General features: G+C 68.4%; 24 protein-coding genes. 10 read left to right on the forward strand and 14 right to left on the reverse strand.

Annotation, left to right across the window (positions count from 1 at the left end):
* Positions 1 to 59: 59 nt before the first annotated feature.
* Entirely contained in the window at positions 60 to 761 is a 702-nt protein-coding gene (locus IEY84_RS02430) for an amino acid ABC transporter permease (RefSeq protein WP_183541882.1), read from the forward strand.
* The gene (locus IEY84_RS02435; RefSeq protein ID WP_183541884.1) at positions 758 to 1,633 is read left to right on the forward strand and encodes an amino acid ABC transporter permease; all 876 of its coding nucleotides are present in this window, start codon (positions 758 to 760) and stop codon (positions 1,631 to 1,633) included. The genes IEY84_RS02430 and IEY84_RS02435 overlap by 4 nt, the downstream gene beginning before the upstream one ends.
* Positions 1,634 to 1,723: 90 nt before the next feature.
* Here the strand turns inward: IEY84_RS02435 and IEY84_RS02440 are convergent, their stop codons facing one another.
* From IEY84_RS02440 to IEY84_RS02455, 4 genes are all read right to left on the reverse strand, one after another.
* The gene (locus tag IEY84_RS02440) at positions 1,724 to 2,191 is read right to left on the reverse strand and encodes a hotdog fold domain-containing protein (protein WP_183541886.1); all 468 of its coding nucleotides are present in this window, start codon (positions 2,189 to 2,191) and stop codon (positions 1,724 to 1,726) included.
* Positions 2,192 to 2,240: 49 nt separating this feature from the next.
* The gene (locus IEY84_RS02445; RefSeq protein WP_179661117.1) at positions 2,241 to 2,507 is read right to left on the reverse strand and encodes a metal-sensitive transcriptional regulator; all 267 of its coding nucleotides are present in this window, start codon (positions 2,505 to 2,507) and stop codon (positions 2,241 to 2,243) included.
* 138 nt (positions 2,508 to 2,645) lie between these two features.
* Positions 2,646 to 3,026, reverse strand: coding sequence for a VOC family protein (locus IEY84_RS02450; RefSeq protein ID WP_183541888.1), 381 nt, complete (start codon positions 3,024 to 3,026; stop codon positions 2,646 to 2,648).
* On the reverse strand, positions 3,023 to 3,820 hold the full coding sequence (locus IEY84_RS02455; RefSeq protein WP_183541890.1) for a methyltransferase domain-containing protein: 798 nt from the start codon (positions 3,818 to 3,820) through the stop codon (positions 3,023 to 3,025). The genes IEY84_RS02450 and IEY84_RS02455 overlap by 4 nt, the downstream gene beginning before the upstream one ends.
* A 108-nt stretch (positions 3,821 to 3,928) precedes the next feature.
* On the opposite strand from IEY84_RS02455, the gene IEY84_RS02460 reads away from it, so the two are divergent.
* Positions 3,929 to 4,417 (forward strand): MarR family winged helix-turn-helix transcriptional regulator, encoded by a 489-nt coding sequence (locus IEY84_RS02460; protein WP_183541893.1) that lies wholly within the window; start codon positions 3,929 to 3,931, stop codon positions 4,415 to 4,417.
* A gap of 142 nt (positions 4,418 to 4,559) precedes the next feature.
* On the opposite strand, the gene IEY84_RS02465 is transcribed toward IEY84_RS02460, so the two are convergent.
* A complete protein-coding gene (locus tag IEY84_RS02465) occupies positions 4,560 to 6,362 on the reverse strand; it encodes an ABC-F family ATP-binding cassette domain-containing protein (RefSeq protein WP_183541895.1) in 1,803 nt (600 codons plus the stop codon).
* Positions 6,363 to 6,469: 107 nt separating this feature from the next.
* Between IEY84_RS02465 and IEY84_RS02470 the strand changes: the two genes are divergently transcribed.
* Entirely contained in the window at positions 6,470 to 7,732 is a 1,263-nt protein-coding gene (locus IEY84_RS02470; protein WP_183541897.1) for a TetR/AcrR family transcriptional regulator, read from the forward strand.
* Positions 7,733 to 7,953: 221 nt separating this feature from the next.
* A complete protein-coding gene (locus tag IEY84_RS02475) occupies positions 7,954 to 8,766 on the forward strand; it encodes an IclR family transcriptional regulator (protein WP_183541900.1) in 813 nt (270 codons plus the stop codon).
* Between the two features lie 153 nt (positions 8,767 to 8,919).
* Here IEY84_RS02475 and IEY84_RS02480 read toward each other — a convergent pair whose 3' ends face one another.
* The 3 genes from IEY84_RS02480 to IEY84_RS26585 are packed head-to-tail and all read right to left on the reverse strand — an operon-like array spanning position 8,920 to position 11,883.
* Entirely contained in the window at positions 8,920 to 9,822 is a 903-nt protein-coding gene (locus tag IEY84_RS02480; protein WP_183541902.1) for a 4-(cytidine 5'-diphospho)-2-C-methyl-D-erythritol kinase, read from the reverse strand.
* Positions 9,819 to 10,688, reverse strand: a complete 870-nt coding sequence (rsmA, locus tag IEY84_RS02485; RefSeq protein ID WP_183541904.1) for a 16S rRNA (adenine(1518)-N(6)/adenine(1519)-N(6))-dimethyltransferase RsmA — start codon at positions 10,686 to 10,688, stop codon at positions 9,819 to 9,821. The genes IEY84_RS02480 and rsmA overlap by 4 nt, the downstream gene beginning before the upstream one ends.
* Positions 10,689 to 10,722: 34 nt before the next feature.
* The gene (locus tag IEY84_RS26585) at positions 10,723 to 11,883 is read right to left on the reverse strand and encodes a resuscitation-promoting factor (RefSeq protein WP_183541906.1); all 1,161 of its coding nucleotides are present in this window, start codon (positions 11,881 to 11,883) and stop codon (positions 10,723 to 10,725) included.
* A gap of 479 nt (positions 11,884 to 12,362) precedes the next feature.
* Here IEY84_RS26585 and IEY84_RS02495 point away from each other — a divergent pair, with 479 nt between their 5' ends.
* Positions 12,363 to 14,693, forward strand: a complete 2,331-nt coding sequence (locus IEY84_RS02495) for an immune inhibitor A domain-containing protein (RefSeq protein ID WP_183541908.1) — start codon at positions 12,363 to 12,365, stop codon at positions 14,691 to 14,693.
* Between the two features lie 66 nt (positions 14,694 to 14,759).
* Here the strand turns inward: IEY84_RS02495 and IEY84_RS02500 are convergent, their stop codons facing one another.
* Complete coding sequence (locus IEY84_RS02500; RefSeq protein ID WP_183541910.1) at positions 14,760 to 15,581, reverse strand: TatD family hydrolase; 822 nt, start codon at positions 15,579 to 15,581, stop codon at positions 14,760 to 14,762.
* 207 nt (positions 15,582 to 15,788) lie between these two features.
* Positions 15,789 to 16,640 carry a 16S rRNA (cytidine(1402)-2'-O)-methyltransferase gene (rsmI, locus tag IEY84_RS02505; RefSeq protein ID WP_229788239.1) on the reverse strand — a complete coding sequence of 284 codons (852 nt, stop codon included), beginning with the start codon at positions 16,638 to 16,640 and terminating at the stop codon, positions 15,789 to 15,791.
* Positions 16,641 to 16,673: 33 nt separating this feature from the next.
* Here rsmI and IEY84_RS02510 point away from each other — a divergent pair, with 33 nt between their 5' ends.
* From IEY84_RS02510 to IEY84_RS02520, 3 genes are read left to right on the forward strand one after another with little or no spacing between them, the layout of a single operon-like run.
* Positions 16,674 to 18,455: a dolichyl-phosphate-mannose--protein mannosyltransferase gene (locus IEY84_RS02510; RefSeq protein WP_183541912.1), complete on the forward strand. Its 1,782-nt coding sequence runs from the start codon at positions 16,674 to 16,676 to the stop codon at positions 18,453 to 18,455.
* A complete protein-coding gene (locus IEY84_RS02515) occupies positions 18,446 to 19,582 on the forward strand; it encodes an N-acetylglucosamine-6-phosphate deacetylase (RefSeq protein WP_183541914.1) in 1,137 nt (378 codons plus the stop codon). Before IEY84_RS02510 ends, IEY84_RS02515 begins: the two co-directional genes overlap by 10 nt.
* Before the next feature lie 30 nt (positions 19,583 to 19,612).
* Positions 19,613 to 20,038: a DUF3054 domain-containing protein gene (locus IEY84_RS02520; RefSeq protein WP_183541916.1), complete on the forward strand. Its 426-nt coding sequence runs from the start codon at positions 19,613 to 19,615 to the stop codon at positions 20,036 to 20,038.
* A gap of 139 nt (positions 20,039 to 20,177) precedes the next feature.
* Here the strand turns inward: IEY84_RS02520 and IEY84_RS02525 are convergent, their stop codons facing one another.
* Genes IEY84_RS02525 through IEY84_RS02540 form a run of 4 tightly spaced genes read right to left on the reverse strand, consistent with a single transcriptional unit; the run spans position 20,178 to position 22,570 of the window.
* Positions 20,178 to 20,930, reverse strand: a complete 753-nt coding sequence (locus IEY84_RS02525; RefSeq protein ID WP_183541918.1) for an energy-coupling factor ABC transporter ATP-binding protein — start codon at positions 20,928 to 20,930, stop codon at positions 20,178 to 20,180.
* Positions 20,927 to 21,538: a cobalt ECF transporter T component CbiQ gene (gene cbiQ / locus IEY84_RS02530; RefSeq protein ID WP_183541920.1), complete on the reverse strand. Its 612-nt coding sequence runs from the start codon at positions 21,536 to 21,538 to the stop codon at positions 20,927 to 20,929. The genes IEY84_RS02525 and cbiQ overlap by 4 nt, the downstream gene beginning before the upstream one ends.
* A 10-nt stretch (positions 21,539 to 21,548) precedes the next feature.
* The gene (locus IEY84_RS02535) at positions 21,549 to 21,881 is read right to left on the reverse strand and encodes a PDGLE domain-containing protein (protein WP_183541922.1); all 333 of its coding nucleotides are present in this window, start codon (positions 21,879 to 21,881) and stop codon (positions 21,549 to 21,551) included.
* Complete coding sequence (locus IEY84_RS02540; protein ID WP_183541924.1) at positions 21,878 to 22,570, reverse strand: energy-coupling factor ABC transporter permease; 693 nt, start codon at positions 22,568 to 22,570, stop codon at positions 21,878 to 21,880. Before IEY84_RS02540 ends, IEY84_RS02535 begins: the two co-directional genes overlap by 4 nt.
* A gap of 156 nt (positions 22,571 to 22,726) precedes the next feature.
* Between IEY84_RS02540 and IEY84_RS02545 the strand changes: the two genes are divergently transcribed.
* On the forward strand, positions 22,727 to 23,950 hold the full coding sequence (locus IEY84_RS02545; RefSeq protein ID WP_183541926.1) for an acetyl-CoA C-acetyltransferase: 1,224 nt from the start codon (positions 22,727 to 22,729) through the stop codon (positions 23,948 to 23,950).
* Positions 23,951 to 23,979: the final 29 nt, after the last annotated feature.

Here is a 23,979-nt window from a genome sequence, read left to right on the forward strand (position 1 = left end):
ACCGCAACGCGGACCGTCCGGCGCCGACTCGGCGTCTCCGCAAATCCTGGAAGGACCTCATGGACCTCTTCTCCGAGTATGGGTCGGCCATCCTCGAAGCGTTCTTACTGACCCTGAGACTTGCTGTCTTCAGCGGCACCTTCGCGCTGCTGCTCGGCGTCGTACTCGCCGTGTTTCGGGTCTCTCCAGTGCCGGTGCTGCGCTGGATCGGTGCCGCGATCGTCTACACGTTCCGTAACACGCCGCTGACGCTGGTGATGTTCTTCGCGCTCTTCGGGCTCGTCTACCAGCTCCACATCTACGGCCCGCCCGAGGAGGTCACGCTCTCCCTCAGCGAGCAGAACTTCTGGATGGCAGTGCTGGCGCTGTCCGTCTACACCTCGACCTTCGTCTGCGAGGTCCTCCGCTCGGGGATCAACACCGTCCCCCTCGGGCAGGCCGAGGCCGCCCGGGCGGTCGGGCTCACCTTCTCCCAGAACCTTCGGCTGATCGTCCTTCCGCAGGCTTTGCGGTCGGTGCTCAACCCACTGGCCAGCGTCATCATCGCGATGATCAAGAACACCACGGTGGCGGTCACCATCGGCGTCGTCACCGCCACCGGCGTCAATGAAGCGTCCGGCCAGATGCGCACGATGATGGAGAACGAGCCCAACCAGATCGTGCTGATCTTCATCATCTTCTCGATCGGGTTCATGCTCATGACCCTGCCCGTCGGCTTCCTCGCCGGTTGGGCCTCCAAGAAGTTCGCGGTGATCCGATGAGCACCTCTGTTCTGTACGACGCTCCCGGCCCCCGCGCGAAGGCGCTGAACTGGGTCTATTCCGGCGTCACCCTCGTCGTTCTCGGCTTCGTCGCCTGGCTGGTCTTCTCGAAGTTCAACGAGACCGGCCAGTGGGAGAGTGAGAAGTGGACGCCGTTCATCGACGCCGACGTGTGGAACAACCTGCTGATCCCCGGCATGATCGAGACGTTGCGGGCATTCGCGGTCGGGTCGCTGCTCGCCATGGTCTTCGGATTCGTCTTCGCTGTCGGGCGGCTCTCGAACCTGAAGTTCGTCAGCATCCCGTGCGGCATCGTCGTGGAGTTCTTCCGATCGATCCCGATGCTGCTGCTGATGTTCTTCATCTACTTCATGCAGCCCTCGCTCGGGATCACACCGACCAGCATCTTCTGGGCCGTCGTGCTGGGTCTGATGCTCTACAACGGCTCCGTCATCGCCGAGATCATCCGCGCCGGCGTACGTGCTCTCCCGAAGGGCCAGGAGGAGGCGGGAGTCGCCATCGGCCTCACCAGTGGCCAAGTGATGCGTACAATCCTGCTGCCGCAGGCGGTCCGGTCGATGCTGCCCGCGATCATCGCCCAGCTAGTGGTGCTACTGAAGGACACCGCGTTGGGTTATGTGCTCGGCTACAGCGAACTGCTCAACCAGGTGAAGCAACTCGACACCAACTTCCACAACCTGATCCCGGCGGCGATCGTCGTGGCAGTCATCTACATCGCCCTGAACACGGTCCTCGGCCTGGTGGCCACCTGGATCGAGGGACGTACGCGGCGGGTGGCTCGCACCGCAGCGCCGGTCGGTCACGCAGGCGCCGTCGACCCTGTGGCCGACGAGGCTGCACTGGCCAAGTAGGCCAGCCCCGGCGGTAACGCTGGCAGGTGGCACCTAGAACGACAAGCGGTCCGCTGCCCCTAGGGGCAGCGGACCGCTACGTACTCGTTCTCATCTCTTCTTCGGCGTCACCCAGAGGTTGATGGTGCCCTCGATGACGACGGTGCCGTCCTCGCGGAGGCCCTTGACCCTCACCTCGAGGTCACCGTCGGCGGTGTCCCACTGCTCCTGGTCGGTCTCCGCGATGCAGGTGATGTCGGTGGAGGCCTTGGCCGTGTAGGCGACGGTCATCCCCTTGGGGATCCAGCGCTTGTCGCGCGGGATGGTGACCTCCGCAAGGGCACCCATCGCCATCTCGAGACCGTTGCACAGCGCGATGGCGTGCACGGTCCCGATGTGGTTGTGGTTGCCCTTGCGGTTGGGCACGACGACCTCGGCATAGTTGGGCCGCAGCTGGTTGACCAGCGGGTGGATGGACCCGAAGTACGGCGCCTTCTTCGCGAACGCGACCGAGAATGCTCGCTTGCCGACAACCGGGACGCGGTTGAAGGACTTCCAGAGGTCGTAGAGCTGGCTCATGGCAGTCAGGTTACCCGAGGGTAACCTCCTCCCCTCTCCTGGCCCGAGATCAGGAGAGGGAGAGGAAGACCTTCTCGAGCTCCTCGATCTCCTCGGGGCGATCCCCGTCGGCGTGCGCGCGGCGCAGCTCGTTGGAGAGGAGCGCGAAAGCTGCCTTGTCGAGAGCACGAGTCACTGCCTTGAGCTGCCCGACCACGTCAGCCAGCTCACGGCCGTCTTCGATCATCCGGAGCACCCCACCGAGCTGGCCTTGAGCCCGGCGGACTCGATTGACCACGCTTGTCGTCTCCGCGTCCCGAGGCTGGGGGACGGTCACGTCGTCAGTCAAAGTCTTGCCTTCCATCGTTTCTGGCATCGTTGTTGTATCCCCCGGGGGACAACGGTCCAGACCAGTGGGCGTTACGGTCCTTTTTGCTTGATTCCAGTTTTCGCCCACACAGAGACGCAGATCGTGCTATCCGTCGAGCGGCCACACGATCTCGACACGGTTGCCGAACGGATCATGGACGTGAAATCGCTGGAATCCGTCGGCGTTGTGGCGCTGACTCCAGTCGACGTCGAAGCCGAGTCTCATCAGCCGCGCCCCCATCGCCTCCAGGTCCGCTTCGGTCTCCACCGCGAGCGCGGGGTGGGCCTTGGCCTGCGGTCGGTGCGGTTCCTCGACCCCGACATGGATCTCCGCGCCGCCGGGCGAACGGAACCAGGCGCCACCGCGCTTGGCCAGCTCGGTCGGCTTCGGCACCTCGGTCAGGCCGAGCCCATCCGCGTAGAAGGTTCGGGCCTCGTCCTCGTGGCCGGCGGGCATGCCGACCTGCACGTGATGGATCCGCATCATGCTGCCAGCCTGCGGGCGACCACGAAGACGCGGCGGAACGGGAGCAGCACGAAACTGTTTCCTACGGAATCTTCTCGTTCCGGATAGGCCCGCGCGAGACGATCCTTGAGCTCCACGGCGAACGGTTCGAAGAGGCCGGCCTTCTCGAGGGCGGCTGCCGTCGGGCGCAGACTCGTTCCAGCGATCCAGGTGAAGACCGGGTCATCGCCGGTCAGCACATGCAGGTACGTCGTCTCCCAGGCATCGACCTCGAAGCCTTCCTTCACCAGCTCGTCGAGATAGACGGCCGGGTCGTGCGACGCGGGCGCCTCGAGATGGCGGGTGTGATCGGCGTACGGCGCCCCGGCGGCCAGCTCGGCGCGAAGCCGGTGGCTGGGCTCGTCGAAGTTGCCGGGGACCTGAAAGGCGAGCCAGCCGCGGTCACTCACGGCCCGGGCCAGAGCCGGCAGCAGGTCCAGGTGGCCAGGAACCCATTGAAGGGTCGCGTTGGAGAGGAGTACGTCGACAGATCCGGGCGCCGCAGACTCGGCCCAGTCACGCAGATCCGCCACCGCGAAATCGATGCCGTCGACACTCGCGCGGGCCTTGTCGATCATCGCCGGGCTGGAGTCCAGCCCGACCACGCGCGCCTGCGGCCAACGGTCGGCCGCAAGGGCCGTCAGATTGCCCGGACCACAGCCGAGGTCCACCACGGCCTTCGGCCGATCTGCGCCGACCCGGCGAAGGAGGTCGGTGAACGGTCGAGCCCTCTCCTCCGAGTAGGTCAGATAACGCTCGGGGTCCCATGCGGTCATGGCGTACGTCCTCTCGGTTTCTCTTGACGTCAAGATATCTTGATCGTCCTCCCGGCTTGTCTCGATGTCAAGATTCTCGATGAGGCGAACTTGGGCTACGCTCACGCCATGCGCGACGAAGTCGACGACCTGAGCGAGGCCTGGGCACACGAGCGGCCCGATCTCGACCTGGGCCCCGTCGAGATCTTCTCGCGGCTCTCGCGGCTCTCGCGCCACCTCGACCTCGCGCGACGCGACGCCTTCTCGACCTCCGGGATCGAGTCCTGGGAGTTCGACGTGCTCGCCGCGCTGCGCCGCGCGGGCGACCCCTACGAGCTCTCCCCCGGACGACTGCTGCGCGAGACCCTGGTGACCAGCGGAACCATGACCAACCGCGTCGACCGGCTGGCCGCCCGCGGCCTCGTCGAACGGCTGCCGGACCCGGCGGACCGGCGGGGTGTGCTCGTCCGGCTCACCCCGGACGGCAAGGCGACCGTCGACAGCGCCTTCGAGGCGCTGCTCGCGGCCGAGCGGGAGTTCCTCGCCGGCCTCTCCGGCGACCAGCAGAGCCAGCTCACCGATCTGCTGCGTCGGCTGCTGGTCCCGTTCTCGGGCTGATCGCGGGGCCGCGAGCGGCGCGCCGAACACGTGTAACACGCTGTTCGTAGCACTATCCGGTCGTTCTGATAGGGCGAGTAGTACTACGAACAGCGTGTTACAGCTCCGCGAGCCGCCGAACAGCCGTGCTCGCCGACCAGCGCTACTCCAACGCCTCCGCGGCTTCGAGCCACTCCATCTCGAGCTCGTCCTTCTCGGCAGAGAGCTTGTCCAGCTCGGCGCTGAGCTCGGCGAGGCGGGTGTAGTCGTTGACCGCCTCGGCCATCGCGAGCTCGAGCTTCTGCTGCTGCTCGGCGATCCGCTCGAGCTGCTTGTCGATCCGGGCGATGACCTTCTTCGCGGCCCGCTCCTCGGCGGAGCCGGCCTTGGCCTTCGACGAGCTCGACGGTGACGTCTCGGCCGACGCGCGTGACGCCTCGGCCTGCGGTGCCGACGGGGCCGACCCGCCGACGGGGATCGGGAGGCGGCGCTCGAGGTATTCGTCGACGCCGCGCGGCAGCATGGAGATCTGGCCGTCGCCGAGGAGAGCCCAGACAGAGTCGGTGACGCGCTCGAGGAAGTAGCGGTCGTGGGAGACGACGATCAGGGTGCCGGGCCAGGCGTCGAGGAAGTCCTCGAGGACGTTGAGCGTCTCGATGTCGAGATCGTTGGTGGGCTCGTCGAGCAGCAGTACGTTGGGCTCGGTGAGCAGCAGACGCAGCAGCTGGAAGCGGCGGCGCTCGCCACCGGAGAGGTCACCGATCCGGGTGACCAGCTTGTCGCCGGTGAAACCGAAGCGCTCGAGCATCGAGGTGGCCGAGAGCTCCTGCCCGTCGGTCGTCTTGGTGACCCGCTTGATCGACTCCACGGTCGGCAGGACCCGCGCCTCGGGGTCGAGGTCGTCGAGCTGCTGGGTCAGGTGCTGGAGAGCGATGGTGCGGCCGTGGCGTACCTTCCCGACGGCAGGCGGGAGCGTGCCGTCGAGCAGCGACAGGACCGAGGTCTTGCCGGCACCGTTGACGCCTACGATGCCGATCCGGTCGCCGGGACCGATGCGCCAGGTCGCGTGCGACAGCAGCTGGCGCTCACCACGGAAGAGGTCGACGTCCTCGACGTCGATGACGTCTTTGCCGAGCCGCTGGGTGGCGAACTTCTGCAGCTCGAAACGGTCGCGCGGCGGAGGTACGTCTTCGATGAGCTGGTTGGCCGCGTCGATGCGGAACTTCGGCTTCGACGTACGCGCCGGGGCGCCGCGACGCAGCCAGGCCAGCTCCTTGCGGACCAGGTTCTGGCGGCGTACCTCGGAGGCGGCCGCCTGACGGGACCGTTCGGCCTTGGCGAGGACGAAGGCGGCATAGCCACCCTCGTAGGCGTCGACCTGGCCGTCGTGGACCTCCCAGGTGAACTGGCACACGGCGTCGAGGAACCAGCGGTCGTGGGTGACCACGACGAGAGCGGAGGCGCGCTGAGCCAGGTGTGAGGCGAGCCAGGCCACGGCCTCGACGTCGAGGTGGTTGGTGGGCTCGTCGAGCACGATCAGGTCGTGGTCCCCCAGGAGCAGCTCTGCCAACGCACAGCGACGGCGCTCGCCGCCGGAGAGCCCCATGACGGAGCGGTCGAGGTCGATCCCGGCCAAGAGCTGCTCGACGATCTCGCGGAGCACGGGGACGCCCGCCCACTCGTGGTCGGAACGCCCGCCGAGCACGGCCTCACGCACGCTGTGGGAGTCGATGAGCTGGTCGCCCTGGTGCAGGAACCCCACCAGCAGACCCCGCTGGCGCGAGACCCGGCCGGAGTCGGGCTCCTCCAGACCGGTCATCACCTGAAGCAGTGTCGTCTTCCCGTCGCCGTTGCGTCCGACGATGCCGATCCGCTCGCCGGCGTTGATGCCAAGGGAGACGTCGTCGAGGAGGGGCCGGATGCCGTACGCCTTGGAGACGTGCTCGAGGTTGAGGAGGTTCGCCATATCGCCTCCCATTGTCCCCGAGGCCGGTGAGGCGGCCATCATCGCGGCGGCCATCCAGTGGCACAGCCGGCGGACAAAGAGCCCCTGACCTGCCTAGACTCCGTGCAATGGTCGAGAAGGCGCTCCGCGAGCACACCCCCGGGTCGCGTCAGACGATCCTCGAAGCCGCGCTCCGGCTGGCGGCCGAGCGTGGCTACGTCGGCACGACGATGGCGCTGGTCCGGCGCGCGACCGGCCTCCCGCCCTCCTCGCTCTACTGGCACTTCCCCAACAAGGACCAGCTCCTCGCCGAGGCGCTCGAGCATGGCTACACCCGCTGGCGACGCGTCGTCCCGCGCTGGGAGCCGACCCGCACCGGCGGTGACCTCCGCGACGGGTTGCTGGCCAACCTGCGCCGTACGACCTCGAACACCCACGACTCGTCGGCCGACTGGTGGCGGATGGGGCTGATGCTCGCGCTCGAGTCCGGACCGACGGTCGGCGACGGGCCACGAGAGCGCTTCCTTCAGATCCGCACCCAGACGCTGGCCGGCTTCGAGCTGTGGTGGTCCGAGGCCGTCGACCTTCCGCCCGCGCACACCGAGATCCTGGCGCGCCTGACGCTCGCTGCTCACGACGGCCTCTTCATCTACACCCAGACCGGGGGGTACGCCGAGGTCGACTCGCTCCGGCAACGGCTGGCCGACGGTCTGATCGAGGTCGCGGGCCATCTCGGGAAGCAGGACCTGGTGGCGACGCCGGCTGCGGTGGACGTGGCGCCGGCGACGTACGAGGCCGGGAGCAGCAGCCGCGAGAGGCTCATCGCGGCAGCGCTGGAGGTCGCTGCGGAGAGCGGCTACGAAGGCGCCTCGATCAGCCGGATCTGTGCCGCGGCGGGCCTTCCGGCTTCGTCGGTCTACTGGCACTTCGCGAACAAGGGCGACCTGTTCTCCGCTGCCGTGGACGACTCCTACCGCGCCTGGAGCAGTGCGCAGTCCTCCTGGCAACCACCGAGCGCGGACATCGACTGGTCCATCGAGCTCCCCCGGATTCTGACACCCTTGGTGGCCAGCCTCCGCCGGCTGCCTCCATTCCTGCGGATCGGCCTGATGCTGGTGCTCCCGAAGCGCCTCGAGCCGCTACCGGGTCAGGACCGGTTCCTTGCCGTACGCCGCCAGTCCCGGGAGGACTTCGCCGGCTGGTTCCGCGGAGCGCTCGGCGATGACGGGGCCGAGCACGCCGACGAGATGGCCGCGCTACTGCTCGTGATCGCGGACGGACTTCTCTTCTCCGAAGCCCTCGAACGCGCCGACATGCCAGCGGCCACGACCTCGGACCTGCTGGCGCGACTGGTCGCGGCGACGCCGTTTCCTACACAGATAAGTCACTGACCGACTACCTTGGATCCACAGAGGATCCACGACGCTAACGGTCGAAAACGTATCGAAATATGTGCCGTGTCATCTATTTCCGCAGGTCAGGAATGAGATTTATTCAACATTTCTCCCACAACCTCCGGAACGATCGTTACAGTGACTGCTGTCACAGAGAGTCAGAGCCATCAGATCCCCCCATCGTGGTGCGCCTCTGTCTCAGTAAAGGAGATCCCCCCATGAGCGTCTCTGCTATCCCCACCCTGGCTAGTCAGCACGACCATGAAGGTTCCCCGAGGACGACCTCCTCGGCGACCCCGTCTGCGACGAAGGCCCTCCAGATCCTGGAGGCATTTCTCGGAGCCGGCCCCAAGCTCGGTGTCAGCGAGATCGCGCGCACCGCGGGGCTACCCAAGTCCACCGCCTTCCGTCTTCTGCGCCACCTCGAGCAGAGCGGATACGTCGAGCGCACCGGCCGGCACTACGTGCTCGGCCGGCGGCTGTTCGAGCTCGGCAACGCGGTGCAGATCTGTCGCCCACAGGGCATCCGGGAGACCGCGATGCCACATCTGGCCGAGCTCTACGTGGCGACCGGCAAGACCGTCCACCTCGCGATCCTCGAGGGCACCGACATCGTCATCCTGGAGAAGATCACCGGCCGCGGTGGTATCCAGCCGGACACGTACGTCGGTGGGCGAGCGCCCGCCGCCTGCTCCGCGCTCGGCAAGGCGATCCTCTCCTTCAGCGACCGCAACCACATCGCGGCCGTGCTCGAGTCCGGCCTGGTGAGGCGTACGCGTCACTCGCACGGCGACCCGGCGAAGTTCCTCGCCGAGCTCCGCCGCGCCAACAGCGAGCGGATCGCCTTCGACCGCGAGGAGGCCCAGATCGGCATCGTCTGCGCCGCAGTCCCGATCATGATCGACGGCCGTGCGATCGCCGCCGTCTCCGTCTCCGGCAGCGCCACCGGGTTCAACGCCGCGAGCATCACCCGCCACCTGCGCCGCGCCGCCGCAGCCATCTCCGACGAGGTCGTCTCCAGCGCCGCCTGACCTCCGCCGACGAGGCGTCACGTACGCCGGTCGAGGCGTCACTCGCATCGGTCGACGCGTCACGCGCTGACGTCTCGGCCGACGTAGTTGACGTCTCGACCGACGGGGCTGACGTCTCGACCGACGGGGCTGACGTCTCGGCAGGGGTTGAGATCAGTACGTGACGACGTGGGCGCCCGCGACAGGGCCCGGTGCGGTCCAGACGCGGTCGTACGCCTTCGCCTGCATCGCTCCGGCGACCTCGCGAGCGTGGGCGGCGTCGCGGCACAGCATCAGGACCGTCGGGCCCGAGCCGGAGAGCTGCACGGCCAGGGCACCGGCCTCGGCGCCGTCGGCGAAGGTCTGGGCGAGGTCGGGGCGCAGTGCCAGCGCCGGAGCCTGCAGGTCGTTGGCGAGCGCCTCGGCGAGGAGCTCCGCGTCGCCCTTCTCCAAGGCCATCAGGAGGCGCTCGGGCACGTGGGGGTCGCCCACCTCGGTGCCGGCCAGCTCGTCGAACGAACGGTAGACCGCGGGCGTCGACAGCCCCTGCTCGTTGCCGACCGCGACCCACCACCACGCACCGTTGTCGGTGACCGGCTCGACGATCTCGCCACGGCCACCACCGATGGCGGTGGCCCCGATGAGCGCGAAAGGTACGTCGGATCCCAGCTGTCCCGCCAGGCGCAGAAGGTTCTCGTCGCTGGTCTCCAGCGACCAGAGCCGATCGAGGGCGACCAGCGTCGCGGCCGCGTCGGCGGAGCCGCCGGCGAGACCGCCGGCAACCGGGATGCCCTTGTGGATCGCGATCGTCGCCGCCCGCTCGACGCCGTGATGAGCGGCGAGGGCCTTGCCGGCGCGTACGACGATGTTGTCGTCCCCTGTCGGGACCTCCGCGGTGGCGATGTGGTCCTCGGCGGTGAGCGTGACCTGCCACTGAGCGGCCTCGGTCACGGTGACGTCGTCGTAGAGGCCGATCGCGTGGTAGACGGTCGCCAGCGGGTGGAACCCGTCGTCGCGGACCGGGCCCACCCCGAGGTGCAGGTTGAACTTCGCGGCCGCGCGGACGGTGATCGTCATGAGGACACCTTCTGGAGCGATTCGGTGATGCGTACGAAGTCCGTGATCGTCAACGACTCACCTCGCGCCAGCGGGTCGATGCCTGCCGCGACCAGCGCCTTCTCGGCGGCGTCGGCGGAGCCGGCCAGCGGCTTGAGTACGCCACGAAGCGCCTTACGCCGCTGCGCGAACGCGGCGTCGATGACCGCGAAGACCTCCTCGCGCGAGACCGCGGTCGACGGCGGCTCGCGGTGGCGCCAGTAGACGAGGCCCGAGTCGACGTTGGGCGCCGGCCAGAAGACGTTGCGGCCGATCACGCCGGCGCGGCGTACCTCGGCGTACCAGGCGGCCTTGACCGACGGGACGCCGTAGATCTTGGACCCAGGCTTGGCCGCCAGCCGGTCGGCGACCTCGGCCTGCACCATCACCAGGCCGTGGCGCAGCGAGGGCAGCAGCGACATCAGGTGCAGCAGGACGGGGACGGAGACGTTGTAGGGCAGGTTCGCGACCAGGGCGGTGGGCGGCAGCCCGGGGACCGACTCGACCCGCAGCGCGTCCGCGCGGACCAGGCTGAACGCGTCCACGTGGTCGGGGGCGTACTCCGCGATGGTCCTCGGCAGCCGCCCGGCCAGGGTCTCGTCGATCTCGATCGCGGTCACCTTGGCGCCGGTCTCGAGGATGGCGAGGGTGAGCGACCCGAGACCGGGACCGACCTCGACCACGACGTCGTCGGCGCCGACGCCGGACTCGCGAACGATCCGGCGCACCGTGTTGGCGTCGATCACGAAGTTCTGACCGCGCTGCTTGGTGGGGCGAAGGTCGAGCTCGGATGCGAGCGACCGCACCTCCGCCGGGCCCAACAGGCGCGGCGGGGTGCGGTCGGTCATGGGTACAGACTATGGCCCGAGGACCAAAACAGCCTTACTGCGGCAGACCGAGCTGCTGCGAGCAGTGCGGCCAGGAGCCGTAGCCGCCGTTGGCGTCGCGGACCTTGGTCGCGACCGCGATCTGGCTCTCACGGCTGTTCTCGCTCGGGAGGCCCGAGCCGCCGTAGGCCTGCCAGGTCTGCAGGTTGAACTGCAGACCGCCGTAGTAGCCGTTTCCGGTGTTGATGGCCCAGTTGCCGCCGGACTCGCACTGCGCGAGCTGGTCCCAGACGGTGCTGCCACCGGCGAAGTTGGCCGCAGGGGCCTCCTTCTCCTTGGTGCCGACCTTGACGATGCGCGGCTCGGGCTTCTCGATCACGTTCTGCGTGAGGACATCGCGGGAGTACGCTTCGCCGTTCTTGTAGAGGACGCGGTAGGTCACCGAACGGGCCCCGTCGGAGCCCTCCTCGACGACCTCGGTCTCGCCCTCGTACATCGACGGGTCCTCGCGCTCCTCGACCGGCGCGTCGACGGCCTCGCGGGCGACCTTCTGCTCCTTGGCGGAGTAGTCGGTGAAGACGATCTTCTGACCGGTCTTCAGGGCCTTGCCGGGGGCCGGGGAGACCTTGTCCCGGGGCTCGACCTCGACCCGGAGGTCCTTGAGCGCGTCGGCGACGGTCAGCGCGGTCACGCTGACCTTCTTGGCCTTCTTGCCGGCCAGCTCGACCTTGACGTTCTTCGGAGTCACGACGTCGAGCGACATCCCGTCGCGGCCGATGTAGGCACCACGGCTGGTGGAGAGCTCGGCCCGGTCGTAGTCGCGGCCGAGCTCGGCAAGAGCACCGCCGACGGTGGTCGCAGTGACCCAGTGGTCCTGGGCCTTGCCGTCGACCTCGAGGCTCAGCGGCCGGGCGTAGCGAACGCTGATCGCGCTGCCGTCCTCGACCTTGGTGTCGACCGAGGGAGCAACGGCGTCACGGTCGCCGACCTTGATGCCTTCGGCCTCGAGGACCTCTCCGACGGTGTCGGCGTTGACGCTGACGTCCTTGGCCTTGCCGTCGACCGAGACGATGACGTCGGTCTGGGAGGTCTTGACCCCGTACGCTGCGCCGCCGGCGGCGACCACAGCTGCGGCGAGTCCGCCGACCACGATGGCCTTGCGACGGCGGGTTGAAGCGATGTTGCGGAACCACGAGTTGGTGCTGCTGGCGGGCACGATGCTCCGATGTTCGTTCTACCCGGGCACGGGCGAACGGTGTTGCGAGATCTGGTGATCTACGCGCTGAGGCCCACCCCCAACACCGTCCGGATCTGTCCCGATCCCGGCTTTCTCGCCCGACAGCGGAACAAATTCGGTCGGTTAAATGCAAGTCGCCCGACCGCTCCGCAGGCAATTACAAGCATGCAATCTCGGCATCGAACGGCCGCCAGGGGACGCTGTCCATACCTGTCGTAGCGAATGACAGGTGTGCGATTCACCACCCGAATCCGCAGGTCAAGCGGGCCGATCGGGGCGGATGTCGTAATCCCGCCACGAATTATCACGCTCGCTGGCCAATAGGCGACAAATCCTTTACAGGTAACTGTGTTGCTTGGTGTTGTACTCCGAGCCATCTGTGTCGTGATGGCCCATCGTGCCGGGGCGGATCTCGGGTAAAGCACATGTGCGCGATGTCACCAGACTCCGGAGGAACGATGAACAGACGCCTTACCAGCGTTCTCGCTGCGGTCGCGGTCGCAGGCGTGACGCCGGTGGCCCTGACGCACTCGTCGGCAAGCGCCGTCGAGGACGCGGGGACCCCAGCCGCCGCCGCTGTGAAGCAGAAGGTCGATGACAAGCCCGACGCGCTCAACACCAAGCGCCGCGAGCTCAAGACCAACGCGGCCACCGCCGTCGCCACGGGCGAGAAGAAGACCGTCACCAAGAACGGCAGCGAAGTCGTCAAGATGGGCTCGGGCAAGAACACCCGCTGGGTGGAGCACGAGCCCACCGAGAAGTCCCAGCTGTTGAGCTTCCTGGTCGAGTTCGGAGAGGGCGGCAACCCGGCCTTCCCCGAGAACACCTCCGGCCCGCTCCACAACGAGATCGCGCCGCCGGCTGGGGATGACAACTCCACCTACTGGGAGGAGGACTTCTCCCGCGAGCACTACATGAACATGTTCTTCAACCAGGACAAGGGCACCGAGTCCTTCCACAACGTCTACAAGGAGATGTCGAGCGGCCGCTTCGACCTCCAAGGTGACGTGAGCGACTGGGTGACGCTTCCGCACGCGGAGTCCTACTACCAGGACGAGACCGGCGACGAGTCCGCCACCTCGATGAAGAACTTCATCCAGGACAGCGCCAACGCCTGGTACGACGCACAGAAGGCGGCCGGCAAGACCGACGCCGAGATCACGGCCTACCTCCAGGACTACGACGTCTGGGACCGCTACGACCTCGACGGTGACGGCAACTTCAACGAGGCCGACGGCTACGTCGACCACTTCCAGGCGATCCACTCCGGCGAGGGCGAGGAGGCCGGCGCGGACCCGTGGACCATCTGGTCGCACCGCTGGGCGGCGAACGCTTCCGGCTCGGACGGTCCGGCGAACTTCCCGAAGGCCGGCGGCGTCAAGATCGGTAACACCGACATCTGGATCCGCGACTACACCACCGAGCCCGAGAACGGCGGCCTGGGCGTCTTCGCCCACGAGTTCGGCCACGACCTCGGTCTGCCGGACTTCTACGACACCGCGGGCGGCGAGAACGGCACCGGCTTCTGGACCCTGATGAGCTCGGGTTCCTGGCTGGGCCACGGTGACGGATCCATCGGCACCACCCCCAACCACATGGGTGCCCCGGAGAAGCTCTTCCTCGGCTGGCTCAACTACGACACGGTCGAGGCCGGTACGTCCAAGAAGCTGACCCTGGGTCCGAGCGTCCACGACACCGGGTCGAAGACCCCGCAGGCACTCGTGGTCAACCTGCCCGACGGGGAGACCACCCACGACGTCGGCTCCGGCACTTCCGACAAGTCGTTCCTCTACTCCGGCAAGGGCGATGACCGCACGGCAACCGCGGTCAGCCCGGAGATCGCGGTCCCCGCGGGCGGCACGCTCTCGGCCAAGGTGAAGTACGACCTCGAGGCGGAGTACGACTTCACCTTCCTGGAGGCCTCCACCGACGGCGGCACCACCTGGTCCGCCCCGCTGGCGACGAACCTGTCCTCGGCGGAGTACAACAACGGCATCCACGGCACCTCCGACAGCAGCTGCGACGGCAACTGCGCCGACCACAACCCGGAGGAGTACGTCGACCTGACCGCTGACCTGGCGGCGTACGCGGGCAAGAACGTGAAGCTCCGCTTCCGCACCGCCAACGACGGCGGCGTCGCCTACTACGGCTTCGCCATCGACGACCTCTCGGTCGGCACGGCCTACACGACGGACTTCTCGTCCTTCGACGGCTGGACCAACAAGGAGTACATGGGCATCACCGACGGGACCTACATCTCGACGTACCCGCGCTTCTACATCGCTGAGAACCGGCAGTACCAGGGCTACGACAAGACGCTGGCCACGGGTCCGTACAACTTCGGCTACGGCGTCACCGCACCGGACAAGGTCGACCACTACGCCTACCAGGACGGTCTGCTGATCTGGTACAAGAACGGCGAGTTCAACGACAACAACACCTCTGAGCACCCCGGCGGCGGCCAGGCGCTGATCGTCGACTCCACCTCGGGCGTCCAGAAGTGGTCGGACGGCACCCTGTCGCGCAACCGGATGCAGGGGTACGACTCGACGTTCGATGTGGACCGCACCGACCGGCTCCACCTCGAGAACGAGGTCGCCGGCGCTCCGAACAACGTCCTCGACGTACCGCGCCGCAAGAGCGTGCCGACCTTCTTCGACAGCTCGGAGACGGCGTACTGGGACGCGGCCAACCCGGCGCACTCCACCAAGACGGCCGGCAGCGGCGTCAAGATCCAGGTGCTCTCCTCGGACGAGCGCAAGGGCATCATGAAGATCAACGTCTCCTGATCTGATTCACAGCACGGAGAAGGGCCCGAGGCGATCGCCTCGGGCCCTTCTCCCGTCGGTGCCTGATTACCAGGTGCCGCCGAAAGCGGTATCGGTGTTGGTGTTGACTGCGTTGCAGAGCGCCTCGAGGTCCTCGCCGCGTACGTCCGCCATGACCCGCATCGTCGCCGGGATCATGTAGCTCGAGTTGTTCGCGCCGCGATGCGGGTGAGGCGTCAGGAACGGGGCGTCGGTCTCGACCAGGATGCGGTCCTGGGGCGTGATCGCGAGGGCGTCGCGGAGGTACTGCGCGTTCTTGAACGTCACCGTGCCGGCGAAGGAGAGGTAGGCACCCCGGTCGAGGCACTGGCGGGCGAACTCGGCGTCGCCGGAGAAGCAGTGCATCACCCAGCGCTCCGGCGGGCCGACGCTGTCGATCACCTCGAGCACCGCCTCGTGGGCGTCGCGGTCGTGGATCATCAGGGTCTTGTCGAGCCGCTTGGCCATGTCGATGTGGCGCCGGAACGAATAGGCCTGGGTCTCCCGGCCTTCCTCGTCGGTACGGAAGAAGTCCATCCCGGTCTCCCCCACCACACGCACCTTGTCGTGCGCCCCGGCGAGCTTCTCGATCTCGTCGAGCGCGGCCTCGAGGTCGGGCTGGCGAGGTGCGTCGTTCGGGTGGAGCGCCACCCCTGCGACCATGTTGTCGTACGTCTCGGCAGCCTCCACGGCCCAGCGCGCGCCCGGCAGATCGCACCCGATCTGCACCACCCTGGTCACCCCCACCGCAGCCGCCTGCGCGAGCGCCTCCTCGACCGGGAGACTCTCGTCCCCCCTGACGATGTCGAGGTGCGTGTGGTTGTCGACAACAGGCGCGGGCAGCGGTTCAGGAAGCGGCGGAAAACTCACGCCCCCGATCCTAGTTCCCGCCGAGAAGTCAGTTTCTGACGCCGAGGCGTCGATTGTTGACGTCAAGAGGTCAGTTCTTGACGTCGAGGCGTCAGTTCTTGACGTCGAGGCGTCAGGTGATCGACCTCCTGGGTCAGAAGCTGCCGTCTCGCCGTCAGAAACCGACTTCTCGCGGCCAGAAACTGACTTCTCGGCGCCAGAAACTGACTAGTCGGCGGGTTTGTGGACTAGGTCGTAGACCTCACGCTTGGGGACTCCTGCTCGCTTTGCTGCTTCGGCGATGGCTTCCTTCTTCGTGCGGCCCTCGGCCTCCAGGTCGGCTACGGCGGCGCGGAGGGAGTCGGGGTCGTTGGCGACCTCGGCGGAGGGGTCGGCGCCGGTGACGACGATGGTGACCTCACCGCGCACCCCGTCTGCGGCCCACTCGACGAGCTCGGCGAGTCCCCCGCGGCGTACTTCTTCGTGGGTCTTGGTGAGCTCGCGGCATACGGCTGCGGCGCGGGTGTCGCCGAAGGCGTCGCGCATGGCTGCCAACGCGGCCTCGGTGCGGTGCGGGGCCTCGAAGAAGACCATGGTGCGCTCCTCCTTGGCCAGGCCCGTCAAACGACGAGAGCGCTCGCCGGCCTTTCGGGGCAGGAAGCCCTCGAAGCAGAACCGGTCGACGGGGAGGCCGCTGACGGCCAGGGCGGTGAGGACGGCCGAGGGGCCGGGCACCGCGGTGACGTGTACGTCCTTCTCGACCGCTGCGGCGACCAGCCGATAACCCGGGTCGGAGACCGACGGCATGCCGGCATCGGTGACCAGCAGGACGCGGTTGCCGTCGAGGAGATCGGCGAGCAGCGCGGGCGTACGAGCGTTCTCGTTGCCCTCGAAATAGGAGACGATGCGGCCCTTGATCTCGACCCCGAGATCGGTGGTCAGACGACGCAGTCGACGGGTGTCCTCAGCTGCGATGACGTCCGCGGTGGCGAGCTCGGAAGCCAACCGGGGTGGGGCATCCTCGACCCGTCCGATCGGGGTTGCCGCAAGTACGAGCACGCCGTCCTCTGGATCTACCACACCGATATTGTTGCAGGCTTATAAGGTTCCCTCGTGACGACGACGGTGACCGAGGAGCCGGAGCCCATCGAGGGCGTGGCCGGCACCCCCTCCGGTCACCTCCTGCCGACCGCCTGGGAACGCGCCCGACGCCGGATCAACGGCGGGTCGCGAGCCGGCTGGGCGGCGACGATCGGGATCACCGTGCTGGCGTTCCTGCTGAGGCTGTGGCACCTGGGGACCCCGAAGGTCTTCGCCTTCGACGAGACGTACTACGCCAAGGACGCCTGGTCACTGCTCGAGTTCGGCTACGCGCGCAACTTCATCGAAGGTGCCGACGACAACATCCTGGCCGGGCAGCTCGACGGACAGTTCGCCGACGGACCGTCGATGATCGTCCACCCCGATGTCGGCAAGTGGATCATTTCGATCGGTATCAAACTATTTGGTATGGATCCGTTCGGCTGGCGGATCGCCTCGGTCGTGGTCGGCTCGCTCCTGGTGCTGCTGACGATCCGGTTCGTACGCCGCGTCTCCGGCTCCATGCTGCTCGGCCTCGTCGGCGGCCTCCTGGTCACGTTCGACGGACTCGCCTTCGTCCTCTCGCGGCTGGCCCTGCTCGATCTCTTCGTGGCGTTCTTCCTGCTGCTCGCGGTGCACCTGATGGTGATGGACCGTGACTGGTGTCGGCGCCGGTTCGCCTCGCTCGTACCTGCTCAGCTCGCCGAGCCCGGCGCCTGGGGACCGATCCGCCGGATGCTGTTCCGCCCGTGGCTGCTCTGCTCGGGTGTCGCGTGGGGGCTGGCGATCGGTTGCAAGTGGGAGGCGCTCTACCCGCTGGCCGCCTTCGGTCTCCTCTATGTGGCCTGGTCCGCTGGGATGCGGCGCTCCTTCGGCGTACGACTCTCCTGGCTCCGCGCGTGTGTGGCCGACGGGCCGACGGCGTTCGTGCATCTGGTCGGGGTCGCGCTCGCGGTCTACGTGATGACGTGGATCCCGTGGATGACCCACGCCGACGTCTACGAGGAGTCGCTCTCCGCGACGCAGTACACGCGCTACACCGGCGAGGGTCACTGCAAGGACAAGTCGTACGTCCCCGAGAACCTCAACGACAAGCGGTGGCCGACCGCGACCGAGCCGGACGCGTCCGGGCTCGGTGAGGCGACCCAGTCGCTGCGGTCGCTATGGTACTACCACCGCGACGTCTTCACCTTCCATACCCACTTCCTCGACTGCGCAGAGCACACCTACGGCTCGCACCCGATCGGCTGGCTCGTCCTGAACCGCCCGGTCGGGGTCGCCGCCGACACCGGGATCCTGTCGGGCTCGAAGTCGCGCGGCGAGATGTGTGACGCCGCCCCTTCGACAGATCCCGACGGCGACGGCCCGGACGAGGCGGGGACGTGCCTGCGGCAGGTGCTGCTCCTGGGCACACCGGTGCTGTGGTGGGGCGCGTTCGTCGCGCTGATCGTCTCCGCGTTCATGTGGGTCGCCGCGCGGGACTGGAGGTTCGGGGTCGCCGTGGTCGGGGTGCTGTCGACCTGGCTGCCCTGGCTGCAGTACGCCGGGCGGCCGATCTTCTCCTTCTACATGATCATCGCGCTGCCGTTCCTGGTGCTCGGCCTGTGTCTGTGCCTGGGCAAGCTCCTCGACCGACCGCCACCGCTGGCCGGTGGCAGTCGTGGCACCCGGCGGCGCGTCGGCGGGGCTGTCGCCGGGGGGATCTTCGTCGTGCTCGTGATCTGCAACTTCGCGTGGTTCTGGCCGATCTACACCGACGAGCTGCTCACCCGGCAGGAATGGCTGACGAGAATATGGTTCAAGCGATGGATCTAGAGCATGTCGTGCGCGGGCAGGCGCCCCGGCCGGGCGGGTTCGACGATGTCGTCGTGACGGTGGCCGCTGGGGTCGTCACCGACGTCCGAGGGCCTGTCGCCGGCGATCCCGAGTCGTCGGGGATCCTGCTCCCCGGCCTGGTGGACATCCACAACCACGGCGGCGGTGGTGCGTCGTTCCACTCGACCTCGTCGGACGAGATCGCCGTCGCGGCCGGGGTTCACCACGCGGCCGGCACGACCACGCTGCTGGCCTCGACGGTCACGGACGCGCCTTCACGACTGCTGTCGGTGGTCTCTGCGCTGGCGTCGGCTGCAGAGAGCGGCCTGATCGCCGGGATCCACATGGAGGGCCCGTTCCTGGCGCACTCGTGCCGCGGAGCGCACGACCCCGAGCTGCTGATGGCGCCGGACGCCGGGCTGGCCCGCGAGCTCATCGCCGCCGCCCGAGGGCATCTGCGTGTGATGACGCTGGCGGTGGAGCTGCCCGGGGCCGACGAGGTCGCCGCCATCCTCACCGAGGCCGGGGTCGTGGTGGCACTGGGGCACACCGCGGCCACCGCCGCTCAGGCCCGCGCGTTCCTCTCCGGCCCGGGGAGCCTGGTCACCCACCTCTTCAACGGGATGCCACCCGCACACCACCGCGACCCCGGCCCCGTGCTCGGATCCTTGGGAGCCGCGGGTGTCGGGGATGCCTGTGTGGAGCTGATCGCGGACGGCGTACACCTTGCGGACGAGACCGTCCGGGCGGTGATGTCGATGGTGCCCGGCTCGGTCGTGCTCGTCACCGACGCGATGGCCGCCGCCGGGATGGCCGACGGTGACTACCAGCTCGGCCCGCTGTCCGTGGAAGTACGCTCCGGGGTCGCCCGCGTCGCCGACGGGACCGGCAACGGATCGATCGCCGGGGGCACCTCGCGACTCCTGGACCAGGTGCGCCGGCATGCGGCCACCGGGATCGACCTGGCGATGCTGATGAAGACTGCGAGCCTGCGGCCGGCATCGGTCGTGGGCATCGACGCGGGCCGCCTCGAGCCCGGCGCCCGCGCCGACCTCGTGCTCACCGACGAGTCGCTGCAGCCGGCCCGGGTGATGCGCGGCGGGGCCTGGCTGACCACACTGTCCTGATCCTCCGGCCAGGCTCGTATTCTGGGCACCATGTCCTCCACGAAACCCGACGACACGTCACCACTCATCGCCGGGCTCGTGCCCAAGTGGGCGCTCGCCGCGTTCGCCGCGGACGTCTTCTTCGTGCTCCTCTTCGCCTTCGCCGGGCGCCAGTCGCACGACTCCGGCCCGGCGCTCGTCGTGCTCCGCATCGCCTGGCCCTTCCTGATCGGGCTCGCCGTGGCCTGGGCCGTCCTGGCCTGGCGCCGCTGGACCGCCGCTCGCACCTGGCCGGCTGGTGTGATCGTCTGGCTCGCGACGTACGTCATCGGGATGGCGCTGCGCGGCCTCACCGGCGAGGGTCTCGCGCCGGCCTTCCTCGTCGTCTCGATCATCTTCCTCAGCGTCACCCTCCTCGGCTGGCGCGCTTACGTCAGCGCCAAGATCCACTACCGCTCCCGCCGCCTCGCCGACTGACCCCTGCCGAGACGTCAGGCCCGTCGGCCGAGACGTCAGGCCCGTCGGCCGAGACGTCACGTACGTCGGCCGAGTCGGCATCGCAGTGCCAACTCGGCCGACCCACGTGACGTCTCGGCCGACCTAAGTGACGCCTCGGCTAGAGGGTGGCGGCTGCGGCAACAGGGTCGAAGCCGAACGGGAGCTCGAGGCGGTGGGCGCACATGAGGTCGGCGTTGGAGAGTACGTCGACGGTGCGGCCCTCAGCTGCCACGATGCCGCCGTCGAGGATGACGGAGCGGTCGCAGAGCTCGAGGGCGTAGGGCAGGTCGTGGGTGACCATCAGGACCGTCACGTCGAGGTCGCGGAGGATGTCGGCGAGCTCGCGGCGGGAGGCCGGGTCGAGGTTGGAGGACGGCTCGTCGAGGACCAGGATCTCGGGGTCCATCGCCAGCACTGTCGCCACCGCCACCCGGCGGCGCTGGCCGAAGGAGAGGTGGTGGGGCGGGCGGTCGGCGAAGTCCTCCATGCCGACCTTCGCGAGCGCCTCGGTCACCTTCGCATCAAGCGCAGAGCCGCGGAGGCCGAGGTTGGCGGGGCCGAAGGCGACGTCCTCGCGGACGGTGCCCATGAAGAGCTGGTCGTCGGGGTCCTGGAAGACGATGCCGACGCGGCGGCGGATCTCCTTGATGTTGGCCTTGGTGACGGGCAGCCCCGAAACCGTGACCGACCCGGCGCCGGCGAGATGGATGCCGTTCAGGTGCAGGACGAGCGTCGTCTTGCCCGCCCCGTTGGGACCCAGCAGCGCCACCCGCTCGCCGCGATGGACGTGCAGGTCGACACCGAAGAGCGCCTGATGGCCGTCGGGGTAGGCGAAGGCCAAGCCGCGTACGTCGAGGACTGGAGTGGTCACCGGGGCATTCTCCCCGTGTAGCCGCGCGAGACCATAGCCAGGTGTACCCGCTCACCACGCTCGAAGGAGCGGATGAACAGCGCACCGACCGAGCGGGCGAGCACCGGCCAGTGGAGCGGGTTGCGGGCCTCGAAACCACGCGAGGCGCGCGCCACCGCCATCCGGCGCATCTCGTCGGTCACCACCTCCAGGTAGCGGACCATGAACGCCATGATCTGCACCAGCTGCTCGGGCATCCGTAGCCTCTCCAGGCCGCGGACCAGCTCCTGAGGCGTCGTCGTCGCGGCGAGCAGCAGGCCGGCGATCACGCCGAGCGTGCCCTTGGCGAGCAGCCCCCAGGCCGAGAGCAGCCCCGACTCGCTCAGGCTGAGCCCGAGCACGTCGACCCGCGGCCCCTGCGCGATGAACGGCATCAGCAGCGCGAAGACCACGAACGGCGTCTCCACGACCATCCGCTTCAGCACCCACCCCGGCCGCACCCGCGCCACCGCGCCGACGGTCACCAGGACGGCGAGGAAGAAGGCGTACGCAGCGAACCACTCCCGCGGGGTGGCGACCACCACGAGCATGAAACCGACCAGCGCGACCACCTTCAGATGTGCAGGCACGGGCGCGCGACTACTCATCGGAGGAGGCAGTGGGCCGGCGGCGTACGAGCAGGACGAGGCCGCCCGCGACGAGCAGCACGACGGCTGTGCCGATCACCCCGGCGAGGCCGCCGGAGAGCCGCGCGTCGTCGACGCCCTTGGTGCTGTAGTCCGCCAACGGCCCGTCGGCCGCACCGTGCTCGGAGGCGCGGTCGAGGAAGCCGGTCTCCTCGGCGACGTACTCGAGGCCGTCGGGGTTGGCAGAGGCGTAGTAGGAGACCACACCGGCCAGGAGCAGCGCGACGACGGCGATGCCGAGGGCCACCCATTTGAACGGCACGGCCCTCTTCGACTCCGCGGTCATGCCACCGACTCCTTCGCCTTGATGACCAGCTCACGATCGGCGATCACGCCTCGGGCGGCGTAGACGAGGTCGGGACGTACGGACAGGATCGCGCCGACCGCGAGGAACGTGATCGCGGCCTCGCCGAGACCGATGATCGTGTGCCATCCGAGCATCGCGGTGGCCAGCGTGCTCAGCGAGATGTCGGCGGTGCCGCCGACGGCGTAGAGACCGGTGAAGACCAGCGCCGCCGCGGGGACGGAGACGAAAGCACCGATCGCGGCCGCGGGGGCGACCATGCCGACCCGTTTCGGCAGCACCTTGAGCAGCACCTTGGTGACGAACCAGCCGACGACCACGGTGGTGACGGCGATCAGCAGGATGTTGGTGCCGAGCGCGGTGATCCCGCCGTCGGCGAAGAGCAGCGACTGCACGATCAGCACGACCGAGACGCACAGCACCGCGCTCCACGGACCGACCAGCACCGCAGCCAGCGCACCACCCATCAGGTGACCGCTGGTGCCCGCCCCGACGGGGAAGTTGATCATCTGGGTCGCGAAGACGAACGCGGCCACGAGGCCGGCCAGCGGGGCCGTCTTGTCGTCGAGCTCGCGGCGAGCGCCGCGCAGCGCGACGCCGACGGCGGCGACGGCGACAGCGCCGGTGGCGATCGACGTCGGCGCATCGAGGAAGCCGTCGGGGACGTGCATGGTCACCTCTTGGTCTGGAGTGGGGGTTGCTAAACGCGAACTTATCGCAATAGCCGTCTCCGCGCATCGCCTGATCTCAGACCAAGACTTCGCAAGTTTCAATGCACCACAAATGAATACTTCTCAAGTCATGGCCCCCCGCGTACCGTCGAGGACATGAGCGCCGCCAACGACATCGTCATCTGCGAGCCCCTCCGCACCCCGGTCGGCCGGTTCCTCGGTGCCCTGGCTCCGCTGACCGCGACCGACCTCGCCACGACGGTTCTGCGCGAGCTGGTCGAACGCACCGGCCTGCAGGAGGGCGACGTCGACGACGTCATCCTCGGCAACGGCTACGCGAGCGGCGAGAACCCCGCGATCGGCCGCATCGCGGCCCTCGACGCCGGGCTCGGCAACGGCGTACCCGGTCTCCAGATCGACCGCCGCTGCGGTTCCGGTCTTCAGGCGATCTTGTACGCCGCAGGCTCGGTCGCGACCGGCGCCGCGAACCTCGTCGTGGCCGGCGGGGCGGAGTCGATGTCCAACGTCGAGCACTACGCGCTCGGGCTGCGCGGCGGGGTGAAGCAGGGCGGCATCCAGCTGCTCGACCGCCTCGACCGGGCCCGCGAGACCGCCGGCGGCAAGGACCACCCGATCCCTGGCGGCATGATCGAGACGGCGGAGAACCTGCGCCGCGAGTACGGCATCGGGCGCGAGGAGCAGGACGAGCTCGCGCTGCGCTCCAACCAGCGCGCGGTGGCCGCGCACGAGGCCGGCAAGTTCGCCGACGAGCTGGTCCCGGTGACCGTGCCTGGCGGGCGCCGTAAGCCGGACGCGGTCGTCGACCGCGACGAGCACCCGCGCGCCGACATCTCGCTGGAGAAGCTCGCCTCGCTGCGCCCGATCCGGCTGAAGGTCGACGAGGAGTCGACCGTCACCGCCGGCAACGCGTCCGGCCAGAACGACGGCGCCGCCATGTGCGTCGTGACCACCCGCGCCGAGGCGGAGAAGCGCGGCCTGACTCCCCTGCTGGCGCTCAAGTCATGGGCCGTCACCGGCTGCGAGCCCGAGCGGATGGGCATCGGGCCCGTCCTCTCCAGCCGCGCCGCCCTCGATCGCGCCGGGCTGACCCTCGACGAGATCGACCTGATCGAGCTCAACGAGGCCTTCGCCGCTCAGGTCCTCGCCGTCCTGCGCGAGTGGAAGGTCGACGCGACCGACGAGCGGCTCAACCCCAACGGCTCGGGCATCTCGCTCGGCCACCCGATCGGCGCCACCGGCGCGCGGATCCTCGCCACGGCTGCCCGCGAGGCGCAGCGGCGCGAGGCCCGCTACGTCCTGGAGACGATGTGCATCGGTGGCGGGCAGGGGCTCGCGGCAGTGTTCGAGTCGGTCCGCTGAAGCGGAGCCCGGCTGAGGTATCACGACGG

The organism is Nocardioides albus, from assembly GCF_014648255.1.
Taxonomy (GTDB): domain Bacteria; phylum Actinomycetota; class Actinomycetes; order Propionibacteriales; family Nocardioidaceae; genus Nocardioides; species Nocardioides albus.

What these genes read in the sequence shown, in the direction of transcription:
- IEY84_RS02430 (WP_183541882.1), top strand. Translation starts at nt 60, where the DNA reads ATGGACCTCTTCTCCGAGTATGGGTCGGCCATCCTCGAAGCGTTCTTA.
- IEY84_RS02435 (WP_183541884.1), top strand. Translation starts at nt 758, where the DNA reads ATGAGCACCTCTGTTCTGTACGACGCTCCCGGCCCCCGCGCGAAGGCG.
- IEY84_RS02440 (WP_183541886.1), bottom strand. Translation starts at nt 2,191, where the DNA reads ATGAGCCAGCTCTACGACCTCTGGAAGTCCTTCAACCGCGTCCCGGTT.
- IEY84_RS02450 (WP_183541888.1), bottom strand. Translation starts at nt 3,026, where the DNA reads ATGATGCGGATCCATCACGTGCAGGTCGGCATGCCCGCCGGCCACGAG.
- IEY84_RS02455 (WP_183541890.1), bottom strand. Translation starts at nt 3,820, where the DNA reads ATGACCGCATGGGACCCCGAGCGTTATCTGACCTACTCGGAGGAGAGG.
- IEY84_RS02460 (WP_183541893.1), top strand. Translation starts at nt 3,929, where the DNA reads ATGCGCGACGAAGTCGACGACCTGAGCGAGGCCTGGGCACACGAGCGG.
- IEY84_RS02465 (WP_183541895.1), bottom strand. Translation starts at nt 6,362, where the DNA reads ATGGCGAACCTCCTCAACCTCGAGCACGTCTCCAAGGCGTACGGCATC.
- IEY84_RS02470 (WP_183541897.1), top strand. Translation starts at nt 6,470, where the DNA reads ATGGTCGAGAAGGCGCTCCGCGAGCACACCCCCGGGTCGCGTCAGACG.
- IEY84_RS02475 (WP_183541900.1), top strand. Translation starts at nt 7,954, where the DNA reads ATGAGCGTCTCTGCTATCCCCACCCTGGCTAGTCAGCACGACCATGAA.
- IEY84_RS02480 (WP_183541902.1), bottom strand. Translation starts at nt 9,822, where the DNA reads ATGACGATCACCGTCCGCGCGGCCGCGAAGTTCAACCTGCACCTCGGG.
- rsmA (WP_183541904.1), bottom strand. Translation starts at nt 10,688, where the DNA reads ATGACCGACCGCACCCCGCCGCGCCTGTTGGGCCCGGCGGAGGTGCGG.
- IEY84_RS02495 (WP_183541908.1), top strand. Translation starts at nt 12,363, where the DNA reads ATGAACAGACGCCTTACCAGCGTTCTCGCTGCGGTCGCGGTCGCAGGC.
- IEY84_RS02515 (WP_183541914.1), top strand. Translation starts at nt 18,446, where the DNA reads ATGGATCTAGAGCATGTCGTGCGCGGGCAGGCGCCCCGGCCGGGCGGG.
- IEY84_RS02520 (WP_183541916.1), top strand. Translation starts at nt 19,613, where the DNA reads ATGTCCTCCACGAAACCCGACGACACGTCACCACTCATCGCCGGGCTC.
- IEY84_RS02535 (WP_183541922.1), bottom strand. Translation starts at nt 21,881, where the DNA reads ATGACCGCGGAGTCGAAGAGGGCCGTGCCGTTCAAATGGGTGGCCCTC.
- IEY84_RS02540 (WP_183541924.1), bottom strand. Translation starts at nt 22,570, where the DNA reads ATGCACGTCCCCGACGGCTTCCTCGATGCGCCGACGTCGATCGCCACC.
- IEY84_RS02545 (WP_183541926.1), top strand. Translation starts at nt 22,727, where the DNA reads ATGAGCGCCGCCAACGACATCGTCATCTGCGAGCCCCTCCGCACCCCG.